Here is a 19,836-nt window from a genome sequence, read left to right on the forward strand (position 1 = left end):
TACAAGTGAAGCCGCTTGGGGTTTAACCCAAGCATAGTCAAACCTTTACTTGATGGTCAGGGCTTCCAGTTTGCCACTGTTGCCATACACATAAATCGTGTCACCCACCACCAGCGGTCGGGCACGCAAGCCGTCGCTGTCGATGCGCTCGCGACCGACGAAGCGACCGTCCACCTGACTCATCAGGTGCAGGTAGCCTTCCATGTCGCCGACAGCCACGTAGCTGGAAAACACTTCCGGAGCCGACAATTGACGGCGAGCCAGCGAATCGTTGGTCCACAAGGCTGTGGTGGTACGTTCGTCGACGCCTTCAACGGTGCCCGAGGACAGGCTTACGTAGACGCTGCCGAAACCCTGGGCGACACCGGCATAGCTGGAAGCATCACGCTGCCAGAGCTGACGACCGCTCTCCAGGTCCATTGCCGCAACGCGACCCTGGTAGCTGGCCACGTACAGGGTACCGCCAGACAGCAGCAAGCCGCCGTCGATGTCGACAACACGCTCCAGTTCCGAACGACCCTGAGGAATGGCAACCCGCTGTTCCCACACCGGCACGCCGTTGGAGATGTCCAGGGCGACTACTTTACCAGTCGACAGGCCAGCCACCGCGAGGCGATTGGTCACGATCGGCGCACTGGTACCGCGCAGGGTCAGGACGGCAGGCGTGCTGTCATACAACCAGCGCTGGTTGCCGGTTGAGGCATCCAGGCCAATCAGACGGTCATCCTGGGTCTGAACCACGACCACGTCACCATTGTTGGCAGGCGGTGCGAGCACTTCGCTGGACACGCGAGCGCGCCATTTCTCTTCACCGCTGCTGGCATCAAGGGCAACGATCTCGCCCTTGAGGGTACCGATCATGACCAGCCCGTAACCCACGCCAACAGCGCCGGAAACGGGCAGTTCGAGATCTTTCTTCCATTTGACGTCGCCATTGCTGCGATCCATCGCCACCACTACACCGGTGACGTCGCCGGCATAAATGGTATCGCCATCGATCGCCGGAACCAGCATGTTGTAAGTTTCGCCCTGACCGTCACCGATCGAACGACTCCACTGCTTCTGCAGGACCACTTCTTCTTTGAAGTCGGTCAACTCGGCCGGTGGCAATTCCTTTTTGCTGTTGCTGCTGCAACCCGCGGCCAAAATGGCCAGGGCCAGCAATGCTGCATGTTTCCAACGGATCACGTCACGCATCCCCTTTGGCCAGGTCATCCAGCTTGATTTGTAGGCCGCCTACCGCCGCTTCATCCGACAGTGCCGCCTTGGCTTTTTGATACGCCGTGTTTGCTTCGTCAGCGCGGCCCAGTTTCACCAGCAGGTCGCCCTTGAGTTCTTCACGGGTGGCCAGGAATGCGGTGTCGGCGTCGCCTTCAAGCAGTTTCAGGGCTTCATCGGCCTTGTCCTGCGCAGCCAGAACCTGTGCCAGGCGCTGACGGGCGATTTCGCCCAGTGCCGGGTTGGCCGGCTTGGCAACGATCGCTTTCAGTTCAGTTGCAGCGTCGTCGAGCTTACCGCTGTCGACTGCGACCTTGGCCACGAACAGGCTGCCGTACTGCGCGTACGCAGAGCCGCCGAATTCGCTGTTGAGCTTGCCAGCCAGGTCCGAAACACGCGCCGCATCAGGCTTGCCGTCCGGGGTCAGCGTGGTTTCCAGCAGTTGCTGATAGAGAATCGAGGCGCCTTGCGACTGATTGCTCTGATACTTCTGAAATGCCTGCCAGCCGAACACGATGACCAGCGCCAACAGGCCGCCAGTAACCAGGGGCTTGCCGTTGCGTGTCCACCAGTCCTTCAAATCCGCCAGGTTTTCGTCTTCGGTACTCGACACCCCAATACTCCTTAATCGCTAAATCGGCTGTTTATGACAGCTTCAACCCTGCACGACGCAGGTGGCCAGGTGTGCAGCAAGCGCATCCCAGGCAATGCTTTGTTGTTCGCCCTGGCCACGCAGGGGTTTGAAACCTACCACTTGCTGGGCCATTTCGTCGTCACCGAGGATCAGCGCATACAACGCACCGCTCTTGTCGGCCTTCTTGAACTGGCTTTTGAAGCTGCCGGCGCCGGCATTGACTTGCAGACGCAGGTTGGGTAATTGATCACGCACTCGTTCGGCGAGGGTCAGGCCAGCCAATTCGGCTTCTTCGCCGAAGGCGCAGAGGTAGACGTCGACCTGGCGGGAGATCTCTTCCGGGATCTGCTCCAGGGTCTCCAAAAGCAGAACCAGGCGCTCGATGCCCATGGCGAAACCTACACCGGCAGTCGGCTTGCCGCCCATTTGCTCGACCAGGCCGTCGTAACGACCACCGGCGCACACCGTGCCCTGGGCGCCCAGCTTGTCGGTGACCCATTCGAAAACGGTCTTGCTGTAGTAATCCAGCCCACGTACCAGCTTCGGGTTGATCACGTACGGAATACCGGCCGCATCCAGACGGGCCCTGAGGCCCTCGAAGTGCACGCGGGACTCTTCGTCGAGGTAGTCGGCCATTTTCGGCGCATCGACCAGCACGGCTTGAGTCTCGGCGTTCTTGGTGTCCAGCACGCGCAACGGGTTAGTCTTCAGACGGCGTTGGCTGTCTTCGTCCAGCTTGTCCAGGTGCGCCGACAGGAACTCGACCAGTGCCTCGCGGTAACGACCACGGGACTCTGCAGTGCCCAGGCTGTTGAGCTCAAGCTTGACCGCGTCACGAATACCCAACTCGCCCCAGAGGCGCCACGTCAGCACGATCAGCTCGGCGTCGATGTCCGGACCGTCGAGGTTGAACACCTCGACTCCGATCTGGTGGAACTGGCGATAACGGCCTTTCTGCGGACGCTCGTGGCGGAACATCGGGCCGATGTACCAGAGTTTCTGCACCTGACCACCGCCGGTGATGCCGTGTTCCAGCACCGCACGCACGCAAGCCGCCGTGCCTTCAGGGCGCAGGGTCAGGGAATCGCCGTTGCGGTCGTCGAAGGTGTACATCTCTTTTTCGACGATGTCGGTCACTTCACCGATGGAGCGCTTGAACAGCTCGGTGAACTCGACGATCGGCATGCGGATCTGCTTGTAACCGTAGTTATCCAGCAGACGCGAGACGGTGCCCTCGAAATGACGCCACAGGGGTGTCTGTTCGGGCAGGATGTCGTTCATGCCACGTATGGCTTGCAGAGACTTGCTCACTATAAATCCTTAAATTCGTTCGGCTCTTCAGTCGGCTCAGCCGCGCGCGATTACCGCTGCTTCAGCTTCGACCTTCTCGGCCGCTTTCTGGCGGATCAAGCGTTCAAGCTCATCCACCAGATTGTCATTCGTCAGTTTCTGCGACGGCTTGCCGTCGATGTAAATCAGGTTCGGTGTACCGCCGGTCAAGCCGATATGGGCTTCCTTGGCTTCGCCGGGGCCGTTGACCACACAACCGATCACCGCAACATCCAGCGGCACCAGCAGGTCTTCAAGGCGAACTTCCAGTTCGTTCATGGTTTTCACCACATCGAAGTTCTGCCGCGAGCAGCTCGGGCAGGCGATGAAGTTGATGCCACGGGAACGCAGGTGCAGGGATTTGAGAATGTCGTAGCCGACTTTCACTTCCTCGACCGGATCAGCCGCCAACGAGATGCGGATAGTATCGCCAATCCCTTCGGCGAGCAGCATACCGAGGCCCACGGCGGATTTCACCGTGCCTGAACGCAAACCACCAGCTTCGGTGATGCCCAGGTGCAGCGGCTGGACGATTTCCTTGGCCAGCAAGCGGTAGGCAGCGACGGCCATGAACACGTCGGATGCCTTCACACTGACCTTGAAGTCGTGGAAATTCAGGCGTTCAAGGTGCTCGACGTGACGCAAGGCGGACTCGACCAGCGCGGCCGGGGTCGGCTCGCCGTATTTTTTCTGCAGGTCTTTTTCCAGGGAACCAGCGTTGACGCCGATGCGGATCGGAATCCCGCGATCCCGCGCAGCATCGACCACCGCCCGCACCCGGTCTTCGCGACCGATGTTGCCCGGGTTGATGCGCAGGCAATCCACGCCCAGTTCAGCGACGCGCAAGGCGATCTTGTAGTCGAAATGAATGTCGGCAACCAACGGCACTTTGACCAGTTGCTTGATCTTGCCAAAGGCTTCCGCAGCGTCCATGTCCGGCACGGAAATGCGCACGATATCGACGCCAGCCGCTTCCAGGCGATTGATCTGTGCCACGGTGGCCGCGACGTCATTGGTGTCGCTGTTGGTCATGCTCTGCACAGCGATAGGCGCATCGCCGCCCACGGGCACATTACCGACCCAGATCTTGCGCGATTCGCGACGTTTGATTGGAGATTCGCCGTGCATGACTTATTGACCCAACTTCAGGCGAGCAGTCTCGCCACTGGTGAACGGAGCGACATCAACCACCTGCCCGTTGTAGCTGACCTGCGCGCCACGGGCATAACCCAGACGCACGGCAAAGGGTGGCTTGCCGCTGACGGAAACATTTTCGCCTTTACGCTTGAGACCACTCAACAGCACCTTGCCGGTGCCATCGGTGACTTGCGTCCAGCAATCGGCGACGAACTGCAGGGAAACCTGGCCCTGGCCGGCTACCGCGGCAGCAGGCGCCGCAGCCGGAGCTGTCGGTGCCACTGGAGCTACCGGCGCAGCCACAGTCGGAGCAGGCGCCACCGGCGTCGCAACTACAGGAGCAGCATTCTGCACCGGTGCAGCCGGAGTAGTCGGGGCCGCAGCCGGGGCAGTCACCACTTCAGGCTCCGCAGAAGTGGCGGCCTGAGGCAATGCCAGTGCAGTTGCGCCTTCAGCCTGGGCTTGCTCGACGGCCTGGTCTTCCGGCTCGTCCAGCGGATGGATCTGGGTAGTGCCGTCGGCGCCTTCGACTTCGACGTGCTCCGGGCTCAAGGTAGTGAGGTCCTTGGCGCGCTGGGAGGTTTGATCCTGCCACCAGACAAAACCGCCGCCGATCACCGCCACCAGCAGCAACAGGCTGACGATGCGCAAAATAGTGTGGGAAACCCGCACCGGCTCTTCGATCCGCCCGAGGCTGTGCACATTGCTGCCCTGGGAATCGGTGCCGGTGGATTGGTCGAACTGCTGGACAAGCACGGTCTGGTCCATGCCGAGCAACTTGGCATAGGCGCGGATGTAACCACGCGCAAAGGTATGCCCCGGCAGCTTGTCGAAAGCGCCGGCTTCAAGATTGCCCAGGGAATTGACGGTGAGGTTGAGCTTGAGCGCCACTTCGGCCAGCGACCAGCCATTGCTTTCGCGGGCCTGGCGCAAGGTTTCACCGGGGTTAACGCGATTCGCTGCTACAACTTCGGGATGCGCCGCTTTCATCATTGCTCCGACAGGTATTGCTGATATTCCGGCGTACCGGGATAGAGTCGTTTTAGTTGCAGGCCAAAACTGGCAGCCTTGTCGCGATCTTCAAACACTTTTGCCAGCCGAACGCCGAGCAATAGACTACGTGCATTTTGCTCGGTGAGCAGGCTAAAACGATCGTAGTAGTCACGCGCGGGCACATAATGCCTATCTTCGAAGGACAACTCAGCCATTTCCAGCAATGCTCGCGGCTGCTGACGATTCAGGCGCAGGGCTTTTTCCAGTTGCTGCTGAGCCAGGTCACGCTCACCCATCTTCGCAGCGGTCATGCCCAGGTTCTCGAACACCCGGGAGCGTTCAGGATACAGGGAGTCGGAAGCGGCCTGTTCGAAGCGTTGGTACGCTTCTTTGTAACGCTTTTCTTCGTAAAGGAAGCTGCCGTAGTTGTTCAGGATTCGCGCATCGTTGGGCCGCGAAGACAAGGCCTTGCGAAAATGCTCGTCCGCCAGCTCCGGCTCCATCTCGGCCTGGAACACCAGGCCCAGCGCCGCGTTGGCGTCCGGGTCGGAACTGTCCAGATCCAGCGCCTTCTTCAACGGCACCTTGGCGCGCTCGGTCATGCCCTGTTGCAAGTATCCCAGGCCCAGCTGCACATACGCAGCACGCGCTTCGTCGCGGCCCTTGCTGGTCTTCATCGGGTTGTAATCACCCGACAGGACACAACCAGCACACAGGCTGGCCAACAGCAAAAGCAGCGCAAAGCGCAGGGACATAGAGATCCTCTCTTAATTTATTTCGCGGCGTTCTGTGCGATATCGTTTTCGGCGCTCAACTCGCGCACGGCGATATAACGTTCGCTGCGACGGGTGCGATCCAGCACCTGCCCTACCAATTGGCCACACGCGGCATCAATGTCTTCACCGCGGGTGGTGCGCACGGTGACGTTGTAGCCGGCATGGTGAAGCTGATCCTGAAAACGGCGAATCGCATTGTTGCTCGGGCGCTCGTAACCGGAATGCGGGAACGGGTTGAACGGAATCAGGTTGATCTTGCACGGGATGTTCCTGAGCAGCTCGATCATCTCGACCGCGTGCTCGACCTTGTCGTTGATGTCCTTGAGCAAGGTGTACTCGATGGTCAGCACGCGCTTTTCGCCCAGGGTCGACATGTAGCGCTGGCACGACTCAAGCAGCATCTTAAGCGGATACTTCTTGTTGATCGGCACCAATTGATTACGCAATGCGTCATTTGGTGCGTGCAGGGACAACGCCAGGGACACGTCGATGTGCTTGGACAGCTCATCGATCATCGGCACCACGCCCGAAGTGGACAGGGTCACGCGGCGCTTGGAGATCCCGTAGCCCAGGTCATCCATCATCAGATGCATGGCGGCGACGACGTTGTCGAAGTTCAGCAGCGGCTCACCCATGCCCATCATCACCACGTTGGTGATGGCACGGTCGGCGGTCGCCGGGATGCTACCGAACGATTTATTGGCAATCCACACCTGGCCGATGACTTCGGCGGCGGTGAGGTTGCTGTTGAAACCTTGCTTGCCGGTGGAGCAGAAACTGCAATCCAGGGCACAGCCTGCCTGGGACGAAACGCACAGAGTGCCGCGTTTGCCCTGGGGAATGTAAACGGTCTCGACGCAGCTGCCGGACGCCACGCGCACCACCCATTTACGGGTGCCGTCGGTGGAAATGTCCTCGCTGACCACTTCGGGGCCGCGAACTTCGGCAATGACCTTGAGCTTGTCGCGCAAGGCCTTGCTGACGTTCGTCATGGCGTCGAAATCATCGACGCCAAGGTGGTGAATCCATTTCATTACCTGACCGGCACGGAAACGCTTCTCCCCGATTGAGTCGAAGAATTTTTCCATTTCCTGTTGAGTCAGACCCAGCAGGTTGGTTTTTACAGTCGATGTAGTCATGGATTCACCTGCGCTCTTAAGCCAATGCTTAGCGAGCGGTTACTTCAGTAGCTGCGAAGAAGTACGAGATTTCACGAGCAGCAGCGGCTTCGGAGTCCGAACCGTGTACAGCGTTGGCGTCGATCGAATCAGCGAAGTCAGCACGGATGGTGCCGGCAGCAGCTTCTTTAGGGTTGGTAGCGCCCATCAGCTCACGGTTCAGAGCGATAGCGTTTTCGCCTTCCAGAACCTGTACAACAACCGGGCCGGAGATCATGAAAGCAACCAGGTCGCCGAAGAAACCACGAGCGCTGTGCTCAGCGTAGAAGCCTTCAGCTTCAGCTTTGGACAGTTGCTTCAATTTCGAAGCTACAACGCGCAGGCCTGCTTTTTCGAAACGAGTGGTGATCTCGCCGATGACGTTTTTTGCAACAGCGTCAGGCTTGATGATGGAGAAAGTACGTTGAACAGCCATGGTGTAACTCCAGAAACGGTAATTTGTGAAAAATTAAACCCGCGAATTATACGCGGGTTCCTGGGTATTGCCTAACCTGCGAGGACGATCAGTCTGCTTCTTCGATCCAGAGCGCCTGAACCGCTTCCAACACCTTCTCGCCACAACGGCCGGAGGTGTTGTCAAAATCCGGAAGTTCCATGATCCATCGCTGCAGGTCCACGAAATTGACAGAAAGTGGATTCACATCCGGCTTGGTTTCAGCCAATTCTTCTGCAATGCGCTGAACATCATTCCAACCATAACTCATGACAGTAGTACCAATCAGTGCGGCGCTTCGGCGGCGTGGTTGAGCGAATACTTCGGAATCTCGACGGTGATGTCTTCTTCACCCACGATCGCCTGGCAAGCCAGGCGCGATTGCGCTTCCAGACCCCAGGCGCGATCGAGGAAGTCTTCTTCCAGCTCGTCGGCCTCTTCCAGCGAGTCAAAACCCTCGCGGATGATGCAGTGGCAGGTGGTGCAGGCACAGACGCCACCGCAGGCGCTTTCCATCTCGATATGGTGTTCGTGAGCCAGTTCAAGGATCGACGTGCCTGGCGCAGCGTCTACAACCATGCCTTCAGGGCAGAACTTGTCATGGGGCAGAAAAATGACCTGCGGCATCAGATATCCTCGATTTCATTCAGATTGCGCCCCGAGAGAGCGGCTTTCACCGTCAAATCCATGCGGCGGGCAGCAAAGGCATCGGTCACTTGCGACAGACGCTTGGTCTGCTGCTCGATGGCGTAGCCATCGGTGCCTTTCATCAATTCGGTCAGTTCCTGCACCTGCATGTCGATCACCATGCGCTCCTCGGCGTCGAGCAGGCGCTCGCCGTCGACTTCAAGGGCGGCTTGCACCGCCTCGATCAGGCGCTGGGCGTCGACCTGCTGCTCGCGCAGTACACGGGCGACCTTGTCGTCATTGGCATGCTGGAACGAATCCTTGAGCATCTTGGCGATCTCGCCATCGGTCAGGCCGTAGGACGGCTTGACCTGAATGCTCGCTTCAACGCCTGAACCCAATTCGCGGGCAGAAACGCTGAGCAGGCCGTCGGCATCGACCTGGAAGGTCACGCGAATCTTCGCCGCACCCGCCACCATCGCCGGAATGCCGCGCAGTTCGAAGCGCGCCAGGGAACGGCAGTCACTGATCAGCTCGCGCTCACCCTGCAGGACGTGAATCGCCATGGCCGACTGGCCATCTTTGTAAGTAGTGAAGTCCTGGGCGCGGGCGACGGGGATGGTGGTGTTACGCGGAATCACCTTCTCCATCAGGCCGCCCATGGTTTCCAGGCCCAGGGACAACGGAATCACGTCCAGCAGCAGCAGTTCGCCGCCATCGCGCTTGTTGCCCGCCAGGGTATCGGCCTGGATCGCGGCACCGATGGCCACCACTTGATCCGGATCGATTTCAGTCAGAGGCTGGCGACCGAACGCTTCTGCGACCGCTTCGCGGACACGCGGGACGCGAGTCGAACCACCGACCATCACCACGGCATGCACTTCGTCGAGCTCGATACCCGAATCACGCACCGCGCGCCGGCAAGCCTTGAGGCTGCGAGCGACCATCGGCTCGATAAGCGCGTTGAACGCTTCACGCGTCAGCTCGGCCTTCCAGTCGCCATAGGCCACTTCAACCGATGCAGCATTTGTCAGCGCTTCCTTGGCCGCGCAGGCGGCTTGCAACAGGCTGCGCTGCTCACCCGGATCGAGGTCTGCGGACAAGCCGGCGCTCTCGATGATCCAGCCCGCAATCGCGTGATCGAAGTCATCGCCGCCCAGGGCGCTGTCGCCACCGGTGGCCAGTACTTCGAACACGCCACCGGTCAGGCGCAGGATCGAAATATCGAAGGTACCGCCGCCCAGGTCATAAATGGCGACCAGTCCTTCGGCGTGCTGGTCGAGACCGTACGCCACAGCAGCCGCAGTCGGTTCATTAAGCAAGCGCAGCACGTTCAGGCCCGCCAGCTTGGCCGCATCCTTGGTCGCCTGACGTTGAGCGTCGTCGAAATAGGCCGGAACCGTGATCACCGCACCCACCAACTCGCCGCCCAAGGCCGCTTCAGCGCGCTCGCGCAGCACCTTGAGGATATCGGCGGAGACTTCTACCGGGCTTTTCGGGCCCTGGATGGTGTCGATGAACGGCATGTGCGACTCGCCGCCGACGAAGCGGTATGGCAGTTGGTCGCCCAGCTGCTTGACGTCGGACAGACCACGACCCATCAAGCGCTTGACCGACAGCACGGTGTTCAACGGATCGGTGGCGGCAGCCAGCTTGGCCGACTCGCCGACTTCAATGCGATCGGCGTGATAGCGCACCGCAGACGGCAGGATGACCTGTCCGTCGGCGTCGGCCAGGGGCCCGGAAAGACCACTGCGCAACGCAGCGACCAGCGAATTGGTAGTGCCCAAGTCGATCCCCACAGCCAGACGACGCTGGTGCGGTTGAGGACTTTGGCCGGGTTCGGCGATCTGCAGTAGGGCCATCGTTATCAGGACTTATCTGTATATCAGGCGTGCGACCGGAGCGGCACTGGGTTAATCGTCGAGGCGCTCTTCTAACTGGCGCACTTCGTAGGTGAGCTTGTCGAGGAACTGCATGCGGCGCATCAGGCGTTCGGCCTGCTCGCGCTGCTCTGCATCATTCCAGCAAGCTGCGAAGCTTTGGTTCAGTTCATCCTGGGCGGTCTTCAGGCGGCGCTTGAACGCAGCAACTCCGTCCAGATCGGCCAGGTCTTCGAGCTCTTCGCGCAGCTCCATCTGCTGCAGGAGAAAGTCCGGATCATGCACCGTGACCTCCAGCGGCAACTCGCGACCACCCATGGCGAGCAGGTATCGCGCGCGCTTTGGGGGATTCTTGAGCGTCTGGTAGGCCTCGTTGAGGCTCGCGGATTGCTCGAGCGCCAGCCGCTGCTCGCGCTCGGAAGCGTCTGCGAAGCGGTCCGGATGAACGCCGCGCGCCAACTCACGGTAGCGCGTAGCCAGCTGGTCGAGGTCCAGGTTGAAACTCGGTTGCAGCTCAAATAAAGCGAAATGACAAGGAGTACCCACGATCAGCCTCAGATATTGAAGCTTTCGCCGCAGCCACATTCACCGCGCACGTTGGGGTTGTTGAACTTGAAGCCTTCGTTCAACCCTTCCTTGACGAAATCGAGTTCGGTGCCGTCCAGGTAGGACAGGCTCTTGGGGTCGATGATCACTTTCTCGCCGTGACTCTCGAACACCTGGTCCTCTGCAACCACCTCGTCGACAAACTCCAGCACGTAGGCAAGGCCGGAACAGCCCGTGGTGCGAACACCCAGACGAATCCCCTCACCTTTGCCGCGCCCGTCAAGGGAGCGTCGCACGTGTCGAGCAGCCGCTTCTGTCATGCTGATAGCCATCGTTGACTCCTTACTCGTCGCCCAATGCTTAGATCAAGCCTTTCTTCTGCTTGTAGTCGCGAACGGCGGCCTTGATGGCGTCTTCAGCGAGTACGGAGCAGTGAATTTTTACCGGTGGCAGTGCCAGCTCTTCAGCCAGCTGAGTGTTCTTGATGGTCTCTGCTTCATCCAGAGTCTTGCCTTTCATCCACTCGGTCGCCAGGGAGCTGGAAGCGATTGCCGAACCGCAGCCGTAAGTCTTGAACTTGGCGTCTTCGATGATGCCTTGCTCGTTGACCTTGATCTGCAGGCGCATCACGTCGCCGCACGCCGGAGCGCCGACCATGCCGGTGCCGACATCAGGATCTTCCGCGTCCATCTTGCCGACGTTGCGCGGGTTCTCGTAGTGGTCGATGACCTTTTCGCTGTAAGCCATGATTCTTAATCCTCACTCATCAGAGAGTCGCTCTTGAGCCCTGCCGCCCAAAGGCTTGCAGGGCTGGTTTGCGGCGACTTGAAATCAGTGTGCCGCCCACTCGATTTTCGAAATGTCGACACCGTCTTTGTACATGTCCCACAGCGGCGACAGAGTGCGCAGCTTGGTAACGGCCTCGCAGACTTTCTGCGCGGCGTAGTCGATTTCTTCTTCGGTGGTAAAGCGACCGAAGGTGAAGCGAATCGAGCTGTGTGCCAGTTCGTCGTTGCGGCCCAGGGCGCGCAGTACGTACGAAGGCTCAAGCGATGCCGAAGTGCAGGCCGAACCGGACGAAACCGCCAGATCCTTGAGCGCCATGATCAGCGACTCGCCTTCAACGTAGTTGAAGCTCAGGTTCAGGTTGTGCGGAACGCGGGCGGTCATGCTGCCGTTGATGTACAGCTCTTCCAGGCCTTCGACCTGCTTGAAGAAACGGTCGCTCAAGGCTTTGATCCGCACGTTCTCGGCAGCCATGTCTTCCTTGGCCACACGGAATGCTTCGCCCATGCCGACGATCTGGTGGGTCGCCAGGGTGCCGGAACGCATGCCACGCTCGTGACCGCCGCCGTGCATGGTCGCTTCGATGCGCACACGCGGCTTGCGGCTGACGTACAGCGCGCCGATGCCTTTAGGGCCGTAGGTCTTGTGCGCCGAGAACGACATCATGTCGACTTTCAGCTGTTGCAGGTCGATCTCGACCTTGCCGGTGGACTGCGCGGCGTCAACGTGGAACAGGATGCCTTTGGAACGAAGCATCTCGCCGATGGCGGCGATGTCGTTGACGGTGCCGATTTCGTTGTTCACGTGCATGATCGAAACCAGGATGGTGTCGTCGCGCAGGGCCGCCTCAACCATCTCCGGGGTGACCAGGCCGTCGGTGCGAGGATCGAGGTAGGTCACTTCGAAGCCTTCACGTTCCAGTTGGCGCATGGTGTCGAGGACAGCCTTGTGCTCAATCTTGGAGGTGATCAGGTGCTTGCCCTTGGTCGCATAGAAATGCGCCGCGCCCTTGATTGCCAGGTTGTTGGATTCGGTAGCACCGGAGGTCCAGACGATTTCACGCGGGTCGGCGTTCACCAGGTCAGCGACCTGACGGCGAGCGTTTTCGACCGACTCTTCGGCTTTCCAGCCAAACACGTGGGAACGGGACGCCGGGTTACCGAAGTTTCCGTCGACCAGCAGGCATTCACTCATTTTTTGCGCTACCCGCGGATCAACCGGGGTGGTCGCAGAGTAATCAAGGTAAATCGGCAATTTCATGGACTATCTCCTAAATCAGGCTGGCTGGCGTGCCGCTAGCTCTTTGGCTGTCATTCGACGGCGGACGCTTCAATCTTGTCCAGGCGCGGCGTCTTGCTGTTGCAACGACGCTGGTCCTGACGCTGGGCTACTTCTTGTACCTCACGGCGAGTGACAAGATCAGCCAAGCTGATACCGCTCAGAAATTCGTGGATCTGCAAGCTCAGGTCGCACCACAGGTGGTGAGTCAGGCAAGTGTCGCCTTGATGGCAATCCCCTTGGCCCTGGCACTTGGTGGCATCGACCGATTCGTTCACCGCATCGATCACCTGGGCCACCTGGATGCCCTGCATGTCGCGCGACAGCTGGTAGCCGCCGCCCGGACCGCGGACGCTGGAAACCAGGTTGCTGCGACGCAGCTTGGCGAAAAGCTGTTCGAGGTAGGACAGGGAGATGCCTTGGCGCTCGGAGATATCGGCCAGTGACACCGGCCCGTGCTGCGCGTGCAACGCCAGGTCGAGCATGGCGGTCACGGCGTATCGGCCTTTTGTAGTCAGTCGCATGGACAATTACCACGGAGTTCGGAATGGGACGAGTATGCAATTCCCGAGTATTTAAGTCAACTATAAGACCTAGTACTTTAGTCAGGATTACCCGCAAAAGAGCGGCGGTATCATAGCAAAGGCTGGGCTCTGACAGCCAGTAGTACCGAGTCATCGTTCATCGCGAGCAGGCTCACTCCTACATTTGGATCGCGCACCCCCCCTGTAGGAGCGAGCCTGCTCGCGATGAAGCCAACTCGGTCTAACTGGCCTGACTCTGATCCTTATCCTTCACACAGGCAAAATCCTCTTCCCGTAGCTCCGGCAGATCCTTGGCACAATAATTACTGCCCAGATCCTTCAACGCCCCGCACATCCCCTCCAGCCGCCCATCAACCGCCTGCAGATGATCCAGCAACTGATTGATCGCGCGAGCCACCGGGTCGGGCATGTCCTCACCCACCCCATAAGCATCAAACCCGATCTTCTCGGCCATGGCCTTGCGCTTGGCATCGACCTCATCATCAGACTTGACGATAATCCGCCCGGGAATCCCGACCACCGTCGCACCCGGCGGCACAGCCTTGGTCACCACCGCATTCGAACCGACCTTGGCCCCGGCGCCGACAGTGAACGGCCCCAGCACCTTGGCGCCAGCGCCAACTACCACGCCATCCTCAAGGGTCGGATGACGCTTGCCCTTGTTCCAGCTGGTGCCACCCAGGGTTACGCCCTGGTACAGCGTGACATCGTTGCCGATCTCGGCAGTCTCACCGATGACAATGCCCATGCCATGGTCAATAAAGAACCGACGACCCACCTTGGCGCCCGGGTGAATCTCGATCCCGGTCAACCAGCGACCGAAGTTCGACACCAGCCGCGCCAGCCACTTCCAGCCCATGCCCCACAACGCCGCTGACAGGCGATGGATCCAGATGGCATGCATGCCCGGGTAGCAGGTCAGGACTTCAAAAGCGTTACGCGCCGCCGGGTCTCGATGGAATACGCTTTGGATATCTTCACGCAAACGCTCAAACATCATTCAGTCCTTCCGCTTTAGAAGCTCACCACGGGCCGCTTTCTGGGTTTCCGTGAGGATGCCACGCAATATATTCATTTCCGCCCGGCTGACCGAGCTTCGTCCGTACAAGCGACGCAGGCGCGCCATCAAGTGTCGCGGTTTTTCCGGATCGAGGAATTCGATAGCCACCAGGGTCTGCTCCAGGTGTTCATAGAATCGCTCCAGCTCATCCATGGTCGCCAGCTCGCCACTTTTGGTGGAAGCCACTTCATCCTTCTCGACCTTGCTCGGCTGGCCTTGGGCCGCGAGCCAGGACATGCGCACTTCATAACTCAACACCTGCACCGCTGCCCCGAGGTTCAGCGAACTGAACTCAGGGTCTGATGGGATGTGCACGTGATAATGACATCGCTGCAGCTCTTCGTTGGTCAGGCCGGAATCTTCACGACCGAACACCAGGGCGATCTCGGCACCCTGGGCCGCTTCCTCGACCACTTTGGTCCCGCACTCACGCGGATCCAGCAGCGGCCAGGGGATACGCCGGTCACGGGCGCTGGTGCCGAGTACCAGGTTGCTGCCGACCAGCGCGTCTTCCAAGGTGGCAACCACCTGGGCGTTTTCCAGGATGTCACCGGCACCGGAGGCCCGGGCATCGGCCTCGTGGTGCGGGAACAACCTGGGTTCGACCAGCACCAGCCGCGACAGGCCCATGTTCTTCATGGCACGCGCAGCCCCGCCGATGTTCCCGGGATGGCTGGTATTGACCAGGACGACACGAATGTTATGCAGCAAGGGAGGCGCTCTCGAACACAATAAAGGGGAGCCGAATCTTACAGCGCCTACTACCGTTAAGCTACGAAAGCGAACGTCGTCCTTCACCTGTAGAAACTTTCTGATAGAATGCCCGGCTTTCTTTAACAACCTTAGGTGACACATCCATGCAGCCCATGCTGAATATCGCGCTGCGCGCCGCCCGCAGCGCCAGTGAATTGATCTTCCGCTCCATCGAGCGCCTGGATACCATCAAGGTCGACGAAAAAGACGCCAAGGATTACGTATCCGAGGTGGACCGCGCCGCCGAGCAGAAAATCATCGACGCGCTGCGCAAGGCTTACCCGAACCATTCGATCCGCGGTGAAGAAACCGGCCTGCACGCCGGCACCGGTATCGAAGGCGAAGAATACCTGTGGATCATCGATCCACTGGACGGCACCACCAACTTCCTGCGCGGCATCCCGCACTTTGCAGTCAGCATTGCCTGCAAATACCGTGGCCGCCTGGAACACGCAGTGGTTCTGGACCCGGTTCGCCAGGAAGAATTCACCGCCAGCCGTGGTCGCGGCGCCCAACTGAACGGTCGTCGCCTGCGCGTCAGCGGCCGCACCAGCCTTGACGGCGCCCTGCTGGGCACCGGCTTCCCGTTCCGTGACGACCAGATGGACAACCTCGACAACTACCTGGGCATGTTCCGCGCCCTGGTTGGCCAGACCGCCGGCATCCGCCGTGCCGGTTCGGCGAGCCTGGACCTGGCCTACGTCGCTGCCGGTCGTTTCGATGCATTCTGGGAGTCGGGCCTGTCCGAGTGGGACATGGCTGCAGGCGCCCTGCTAATCCAGGAAGCTGGTGGTTTGGTGAGCGACTTCACCGGCGGTCACGACTTCCTCGAGAAAGGCCACATCGTTGCCGGCAACACCAAGTGCTTCAAAGCAGTCCTGACGGCCATCCAGCCGCACCTGCCAGCCTCGCTGAAGCGCTAAGCTTCCAGCGACAAAAAAGCACCCTTCGGGGTGCTTTTTTTTGCCTGCAACCCTCTCCTCTGTAGGAGCTGCCGAAGGCTGCGATCTTTTGATCTTGTTGTTTAAAAAATCAAAATCAAAAGATCGCAGCCTTCGGCAGATCCTACAGCGGGGGCGGGTTTTTAGGATACAAAAAAGCACCCCGCAGGGTGCTTCTTGATAAAGCCGCCGGGCTTTACTGCCCAGGCTCAGCCTGCGAAAGCACCAGCTTCCCTTCCTTATCCACCGGAATCTGATTCCCCGGGTCGCGATCCATCCGCACCTTGCCTTCCTTGCCATCCAGCGAATAACGCACGTCATAACCAACGACCTTGTCGCTGATGTCATTCACCGTATTACAGCGAGTCTGGGTCGTGGTGTAGGTATCGCGGTTCTGCATACCTTCCTGCACCTTGTTACCGGCGTAACCGCCGCCAACAGCGCCCGCTACAGTGGCGATCTTCTTGCCCGTACCACCGCCGACCTGATTACCCAGCAGACCACCGGCAACTGCGCCAATGGCGGTGCCGAGGATCTGGTGTTGATCCTTGACCGGCGCCTGACGGGTCACGGCTACGTCCTTGCACACTTCACGTGGCGTCTTGATCTGTTTCTTGACCGGGTCAACGGCTAGAACTTGCGCATACTCAGGGCCGCTTTTAACCAGGCTGTAGGTGGCAACAGCACCCCCGGCAGTGACACCGACAGCACCCAATACCGCACCAACCAGCAACGACTTGTTCACATGAACCTCCTGACCATCACATGCGGGACAAAGCCCGCGCTTCTCCCAGCCTTGGAGCATAAAAAAAGGCGCGAGTTCAATACTCGCGCCTTTTCGGCCGACAACTGGGTCAACGATAGCCGTTATGGGCGGTCGTCGACTTCCTTGTCAGTAGCCACTGGAGGAATCAGATCCTCAGTGCTCAGGTTCAGCCAGATCAGCACCACGTTGGCGATGTAGATCGACGAGTAGGTACCCGCCAGAACGCCGACAAACAGCGCAATGGAGAAGCCCCACAGGTTGTCACCACCGAAGATCAACAGGGCCCCGATCGCCAGCAACGTGGAGATCGAAGTCGCCATGGTCCGCAGCAAGGTCTGGGTGGTCGAGATGTTGATGTTCTCGATCAGCGTCGCCTTGCGCAGCACCCGGAAGTTCTCTCGAACCCGGTCGAATACCACGATCGTATCGTTCAACGAGTAGCCGATGATCGCCAGTACCGCCGCCAGCACCGTCAGGTCGAAGGTGATCTGGAAGAACGACAGGATACCGATGGTCACGATCACGTCGTGAATCAGCGAAACGATGGCGCCGATCGCGAACTTCCACTGAAAGCGGAAAGCCAGGTAAATCAGGATACCGCCGAGCGCCATCAGCATGCCGAGGCCGCCCTGGTCGCGCAGCTCCTCACCAACCTGCGGGCCGACGAACTCGACGCGCTTGACCGACGCCGGGTTGTCGCCGCCGACCTTCAGCAGCGCTTCTGCGACCTGATGACCCAACTGCGGGTCTTCACCCGGCATGCGCACCAGCAAATCGGTGGTCGCACCAAAGTTCTGCACGATCGCGTCGTTATAGCCCGAAGCCACCAACTGCTCGCGCACCTTGGTGACATCGGCCGGACGCTCGTAGGTCAGCTCAATCAGCGTACCGCCGGTGAAGTCCAGACCCCAGTTCATGCCCTTGGTAGCAACACTGAACAAAGCCAGCAACGTGAGGAACAATGTGACGCCGAACGCAACGTTGCGAACGCCCATGAAGTTGATTGTACGTAACATGGCAGCCCCTTAAATCCACAACTTCTTGAAGTCACGACCGCCGAAGATCAGGTTGACCATCGCGCGGGTCACCATGATGGCCGTGAACATCGAGGTAAAGATCCCGAGGGACATGGTCACTGCGAAGCCCTTGACCGGGCCGGTGCCCATGGCAAAGAGAATCCCGCCGACCAGCAATGTTGTCAGGTTGGCGTCGAGAATCGCGGTGAATGCCCGGCCGAAGCCTTCGTTGATTGCCCGCTGGATAGTCATGCCCGCGGCAATCTCTTCACGAATCCGCGAGAAGATCAGCACGTTGGCGTCGACCGCCATACCCATGGTCAACACGATACCGGCGATACCTGGCAGGGTCAGCGTTGCACCCAGCAGCGACATCAGGGCCAGCAGCAACACCATGTTCACCGCCAGAGCGACAGTGGCGATGATGCCGAAGAAGCGGTAGATGGCGATGATGAACAGCGAGACGAACAGCATGCCCCACAGCGAAGCATCGATACCCTTGGTGATGTTGTCCGCACCCAGGCTCGGGCCAATGGTGCGCTCTTCAGCGAAGTACATCGGCGCAGCCAGACCACCGGCACGCAGCAACAGCGCCAGCTCGGACGACTCGCCCTGGCCGTTCAGGCCGGTGATGCGGAACTGCGCACCCAACGGCGACTGGATAGTCGCCAGGCTGATGATCTTCTTCTCTTCCTTGAAGGTTTGCACCGGCACGTCTTTCTCGACGCCGTTAACCACTTGCTTGACGTAAGTGGTAACCGGACGCTGCTCGATGAAGATCACTGCCATGCTGCGACCGACGTTGCTGCGAGTGGCACGACTCATCAGCTCGCCACCATGACCATCCAGGCGGATGTTCACTTCTGGCGTGCCTTGCTCGCCAAAGCCAGCCTTGGCGTCAGTCACCTGGTCACCGGTGATGATCAGGCCACGCTCGATCTGCGCCGATGGACGATTGCCTTCACGGAACTCGAAAGATTCCGAAGTGGCTTTCGAAGCACCCGGCTCTGCAGCCAGACGGAACTCGAGGTTGGCCGTCTTGCCGAGGATACGCTTGGCTTCGGCAGTGTCCTGCACGCCTGGCAGCTCAACCACGATGCGGTTGGCGCCCTGGCGCTGAACGATCGGTTCGGCAACACCCAGCTCGTTGACGCGGTTACGTACCGTGGTCAAGTTCTGCTTGATGGAGTATTCGCGGATTTCCGCCAGCTTGGCTGGGGTCATCGCCAGACGCAGCACCGCCTGACCATTGAGGTCGGCCGGAACAATGTCGAAATCGTTGAAATTCTTACGGATCAGTGCACGGGCCTGTTCGCGGGAAGCTTCATCACTGAAACCCAGCTGAATGGCACCGTTGAGTTGCGGCAGGCTGCGATAGCGCAGTTTCTCTTTGCGCAACAGGCTCTTCACGTCGCCTTCGTAGACTTTCAGGCGAGCATCGAGGGCTTTGTCCATGTCCACTTCCAGCAGGAAGTGCACACCACCGGACAAGTCCAGACCCAGCTTCATCGGGTGCGCGCCCAGGCTGCGCAGCCATTGCGGGGTGGTTTGTGCCAGGTTCAGTGCAACGACGTAGTCATCACCCAATGCCTTGCGCACGACGTCTTTGGCCGGCAGCTGGTCTTCAGCCTTGGTCAGGCGAATCAGACCGCCCTTGCCGTTTTCAGCCAGGGTGGCCGCCTTGACGTTGATCCCGGATTCCTTGAGCGCAGCGCTCACGCGATCCAGATCAGCCTGATTGACCTGCAGCGCAGTGCTTGCACCGCTGACCTGAATGGCCGGGTCATCAGGATATAAATTGGGAGCGGAATAAATCAGACCGACCGCCAGCACCGCCAGGATCAGAATGTATTTCCACAGAGGGTATTTGTTCAGCATCACGCCGCCCGCTTATGACGCGGGGCGCCTTGCGCGCCCCGTCGATTGAGTAGAAGTTG

The 19,836-nt window shown here is 59.6% G+C and carries 22 protein-coding genes; 1 reads left to right on the forward strand and 21 read right to left on the reverse strand.

Going from position 1 to position 19,836, the window contains the following annotated elements:
• Positions 1-45: 45 nt before the first annotated feature.
• The 18 genes from bamB to trmJ form a co-directional block, all read right to left on the reverse strand.
• Complete coding sequence (bamB, locus tag ACYZTK_RS10365) at positions 46-1,197, reverse strand: outer membrane protein assembly factor BamB (protein ID WP_462014349.1); 1,152 nt, start codon at positions 1,195-1,197, stop codon at positions 46-48.
• Positions 1,190-1,831 carry a tetratricopeptide repeat protein gene (locus ACYZTK_RS10370; RefSeq protein ID WP_462014350.1) on the reverse strand — a complete coding sequence of 214 codons (642 nt, stop codon included), beginning with the start codon at positions 1,829-1,831 and terminating at the stop codon, positions 1,190-1,192. The genes bamB and ACYZTK_RS10370 overlap by 8 nt, the downstream gene beginning before the upstream one ends.
• A 42-nt stretch (positions 1,832-1,873) precedes the next feature.
• Entirely contained in the window at positions 1,874-3,163 is a 1,290-nt protein-coding gene (gene hisS / locus ACYZTK_RS10375) for a histidine--tRNA ligase (RefSeq protein ID WP_462014351.1), read from the reverse strand.
• Between the two features lie 36 nt (positions 3,164-3,199).
• Positions 3,200-4,309, reverse strand: coding sequence for a flavodoxin-dependent (E)-4-hydroxy-3-methylbut-2-enyl-diphosphate synthase (gene ispG, locus ACYZTK_RS10380; RefSeq protein ID WP_462014352.1), 1,110 nt, complete (start codon positions 4,307-4,309; stop codon positions 3,200-3,202).
• A gap of 3 nt (positions 4,310-4,312) precedes the next feature.
• Positions 4,313-5,308: a RodZ domain-containing protein gene (locus tag ACYZTK_RS10385; protein WP_462014353.1), complete on the reverse strand. Its 996-nt coding sequence runs from the start codon at positions 5,306-5,308 to the stop codon at positions 4,313-4,315.
• On the reverse strand, positions 5,308-6,066 hold the full coding sequence (gene pilW, locus ACYZTK_RS10390; RefSeq protein WP_462014354.1) for a type IV pilus biogenesis/stability protein PilW: 759 nt from the start codon (positions 6,064-6,066) through the stop codon (positions 5,308-5,310). Before pilW ends, ACYZTK_RS10385 begins: the two co-directional genes overlap by 1 nt.
• Positions 6,067-6,083: 17 nt before the next feature.
• Entirely contained in the window at positions 6,084-7,226 is a 1,143-nt protein-coding gene (gene rlmN / locus ACYZTK_RS10395) for a dual-specificity RNA methyltransferase RlmN (RefSeq protein WP_462014355.1), read from the reverse strand.
• A 28-nt stretch (positions 7,227-7,254) separates the two neighbouring features.
• Positions 7,255-7,680 carry a nucleoside-diphosphate kinase gene (gene ndk / locus ACYZTK_RS10400; RefSeq protein WP_002552482.1) on the reverse strand — a complete coding sequence of 142 codons (426 nt, stop codon included), beginning with the start codon at positions 7,678-7,680 and terminating at the stop codon, positions 7,255-7,257.
• A gap of 88 nt (positions 7,681-7,768) precedes the next feature.
• On the reverse strand, positions 7,769-7,969 hold the full coding sequence (iscX, locus tag ACYZTK_RS10405) for a Fe-S cluster assembly protein IscX (protein ID WP_426206946.1): 201 nt from the start codon (positions 7,967-7,969) through the stop codon (positions 7,769-7,771).
• A gap of 14 nt (positions 7,970-7,983) precedes the next feature.
• Complete coding sequence (gene fdx, locus ACYZTK_RS10410; RefSeq protein WP_462014356.1) at positions 7,984-8,325, reverse strand: ISC system 2Fe-2S type ferredoxin; 342 nt, start codon at positions 8,323-8,325, stop codon at positions 7,984-7,986.
• On the reverse strand, positions 8,325-10,190 hold the full coding sequence (hscA, locus tag ACYZTK_RS10415; protein ID WP_462014357.1) for a Fe-S protein assembly chaperone HscA: 1,866 nt from the start codon (positions 10,188-10,190) through the stop codon (positions 8,325-8,327). The genes fdx and hscA overlap by 1 nt, the downstream gene beginning before the upstream one ends.
• A gap of 51 nt (positions 10,191-10,241) precedes the next feature.
• Entirely contained in the window at positions 10,242-10,754 is a 513-nt protein-coding gene (hscB, locus tag ACYZTK_RS10420; RefSeq protein WP_462014886.1) for a co-chaperone HscB, read from the reverse strand.
• 8 nt (positions 10,755-10,762) lie between these two features.
• The gene (gene iscA, locus ACYZTK_RS10425) at positions 10,763-11,086 is read right to left on the reverse strand and encodes an iron-sulfur cluster assembly protein IscA (protein WP_028620147.1); all 324 of its coding nucleotides are present in this window, start codon (positions 11,084-11,086) and stop codon (positions 10,763-10,765) included.
• Positions 11,087-11,114: 28 nt separating this feature from the next.
• Positions 11,115-11,501, reverse strand: coding sequence for a Fe-S cluster assembly scaffold IscU (gene iscU / locus ACYZTK_RS10430; protein WP_003443374.1), 387 nt, complete (start codon positions 11,499-11,501; stop codon positions 11,115-11,117).
• 84 nt (positions 11,502-11,585) lie between these two features.
• A complete protein-coding gene (locus tag ACYZTK_RS10435) occupies positions 11,586-12,800 on the reverse strand; it encodes an IscS subfamily cysteine desulfurase (protein WP_462014358.1) in 1,215 nt (404 codons plus the stop codon).
• A gap of 50 nt (positions 12,801-12,850) precedes the next feature.
• Positions 12,851-13,342, reverse strand: coding sequence for a Fe-S cluster assembly transcriptional regulator IscR (iscR, locus tag ACYZTK_RS10440; RefSeq protein WP_008042436.1), 492 nt, complete (start codon positions 13,340-13,342; stop codon positions 12,851-12,853).
• Positions 13,343-13,583: 241 nt separating this feature from the next.
• Positions 13,584-14,360, reverse strand: a complete 777-nt coding sequence (cysE, locus tag ACYZTK_RS10445) for a serine O-acetyltransferase (protein ID WP_462014359.1) — start codon at positions 14,358-14,360, stop codon at positions 13,584-13,586.
• Positions 14,361-14,363: 3 nt separating this feature from the next.
• The gene (gene trmJ / locus ACYZTK_RS10450; protein WP_462014360.1) at positions 14,364-15,134 is read right to left on the reverse strand and encodes a tRNA (cytosine(32)/uridine(32)-2'-O)-methyltransferase TrmJ; all 771 of its coding nucleotides are present in this window, start codon (positions 15,132-15,134) and stop codon (positions 14,364-14,366) included.
• Between the two features lie 146 nt (positions 15,135-15,280).
• On the opposite strand from trmJ, the gene suhB reads away from it, so the two are divergent.
• The gene (suhB, locus tag ACYZTK_RS10455; protein ID WP_016984379.1) at positions 15,281-16,099 is read left to right on the forward strand and encodes a type III secretion system regulator SuhB; all 819 of its coding nucleotides are present in this window, start codon (positions 15,281-15,283) and stop codon (positions 16,097-16,099) included.
• A 214-nt stretch (positions 16,100-16,313) separates the two neighbouring features.
• Here suhB and ACYZTK_RS10460 read toward each other — a convergent pair whose 3' ends face one another.
• The 3 genes from ACYZTK_RS10460 to secD form a co-directional block, all read right to left on the reverse strand.
• Entirely contained in the window at positions 16,314-16,862 is a 549-nt protein-coding gene (locus ACYZTK_RS10460; protein ID WP_462014361.1) for a glycine zipper 2TM domain-containing protein, read from the reverse strand.
• Positions 16,863-16,984: 122 nt separating this feature from the next.
• Positions 16,985-17,899: a protein translocase subunit SecF gene (gene secF, locus ACYZTK_RS10465; protein WP_462014362.1), complete on the reverse strand. Its 915-nt coding sequence runs from the start codon at positions 17,897-17,899 to the stop codon at positions 16,985-16,987.
• Positions 17,900-17,908: 9 nt separating this feature from the next.
• Entirely contained in the window at positions 17,909-19,777 is a 1,869-nt protein-coding gene (gene secD, locus ACYZTK_RS10470) for a protein translocase subunit SecD (RefSeq protein WP_462014363.1), read from the reverse strand.
• Between the last annotated feature and the right edge of the window lie 59 nt (positions 19,778-19,836).

The organism is Pseudomonas sp. LB3P31, from assembly GCF_054897945.1.

Excerpts from the sequence above, each read along its gene's own strand:
- bamB (WP_462014349.1), bottom strand. The coding sequence starts at position 1,197 with ATGCGTGACGTGATCCGTTGGAAACATGCAGCATTGCTGGCCCTGGCC.
- ispG (WP_462014352.1), bottom strand. The coding sequence starts at position 4,309 with ATGCACGGCGAATCTCCAATCAAACGTCGCGAATCGCGCAAGATCTGG.
- ACYZTK_RS10385 (WP_462014353.1), bottom strand. The coding sequence starts at position 5,308 with ATGAAAGCGGCGCATCCCGAAGTTGTAGCAGCGAATCGCGTTAACCCC.
- pilW (WP_462014354.1), bottom strand. The coding sequence starts at position 6,066 with ATGTCCCTGCGCTTTGCGCTGCTTTTGCTGTTGGCCAGCCTGTGTGCT.
- rlmN (WP_462014355.1), bottom strand. The coding sequence starts at position 7,226 with ATGACTACATCGACTGTAAAAACCAACCTGCTGGGTCTGACTCAACAG.
- ndk (WP_002552482.1), bottom strand. The coding sequence starts at position 7,680 with ATGGCTGTTCAACGTACTTTCTCCATCATCAAGCCTGACGCTGTTGCA.
- iscX (WP_426206946.1), bottom strand. The coding sequence starts at position 7,969 with ATGAGTTATGGTTGGAATGATGTTCAGCGCATTGCAGAAGAATTGGCT.
- fdx (WP_462014356.1), bottom strand. The coding sequence starts at position 8,325 with ATGCCGCAGGTCATTTTTCTGCCCCATGACAAGTTCTGCCCTGAAGGC.
- hscA (WP_462014357.1), bottom strand. The coding sequence starts at position 10,190 with ATGGCCCTACTGCAGATCGCCGAACCCGGCCAAAGTCCTCAACCGCAC.
- iscA (WP_028620147.1), bottom strand. The coding sequence starts at position 11,086 with ATGGCTATCAGCATGACAGAAGCGGCTGCTCGACACGTGCGACGCTCC.
- iscU (WP_003443374.1), bottom strand. The coding sequence starts at position 11,501 with ATGGCTTACAGCGAAAAGGTCATCGACCACTACGAGAACCCGCGCAAC.
- ACYZTK_RS10435 (WP_462014358.1), bottom strand. The coding sequence starts at position 12,800 with ATGAAATTGCCGATTTACCTTGATTACTCTGCGACCACCCCGGTTGAT.
- iscR (WP_008042436.1), bottom strand. The coding sequence starts at position 13,342 with ATGCGACTGACTACAAAAGGCCGATACGCCGTGACCGCCATGCTCGAC.
- cysE (WP_462014359.1), bottom strand. The coding sequence starts at position 14,360 with ATGTTTGAGCGTTTGCGTGAAGATATCCAAAGCGTATTCCATCGAGAC.
- suhB (WP_016984379.1), top strand. The coding sequence starts at position 15,281 with ATGCAGCCCATGCTGAATATCGCGCTGCGCGCCGCCCGCAGCGCCAGT.
- secF (WP_462014362.1), bottom strand. The coding sequence starts at position 17,899 with ATGTTACGTACAATCAACTTCATGGGCGTTCGCAACGTTGCGTTCGGC.
- secD (WP_462014363.1), bottom strand. The coding sequence starts at position 19,777 with ATGCTGAACAAATACCCTCTGTGGAAATACATTCTGATCCTGGCGGTG.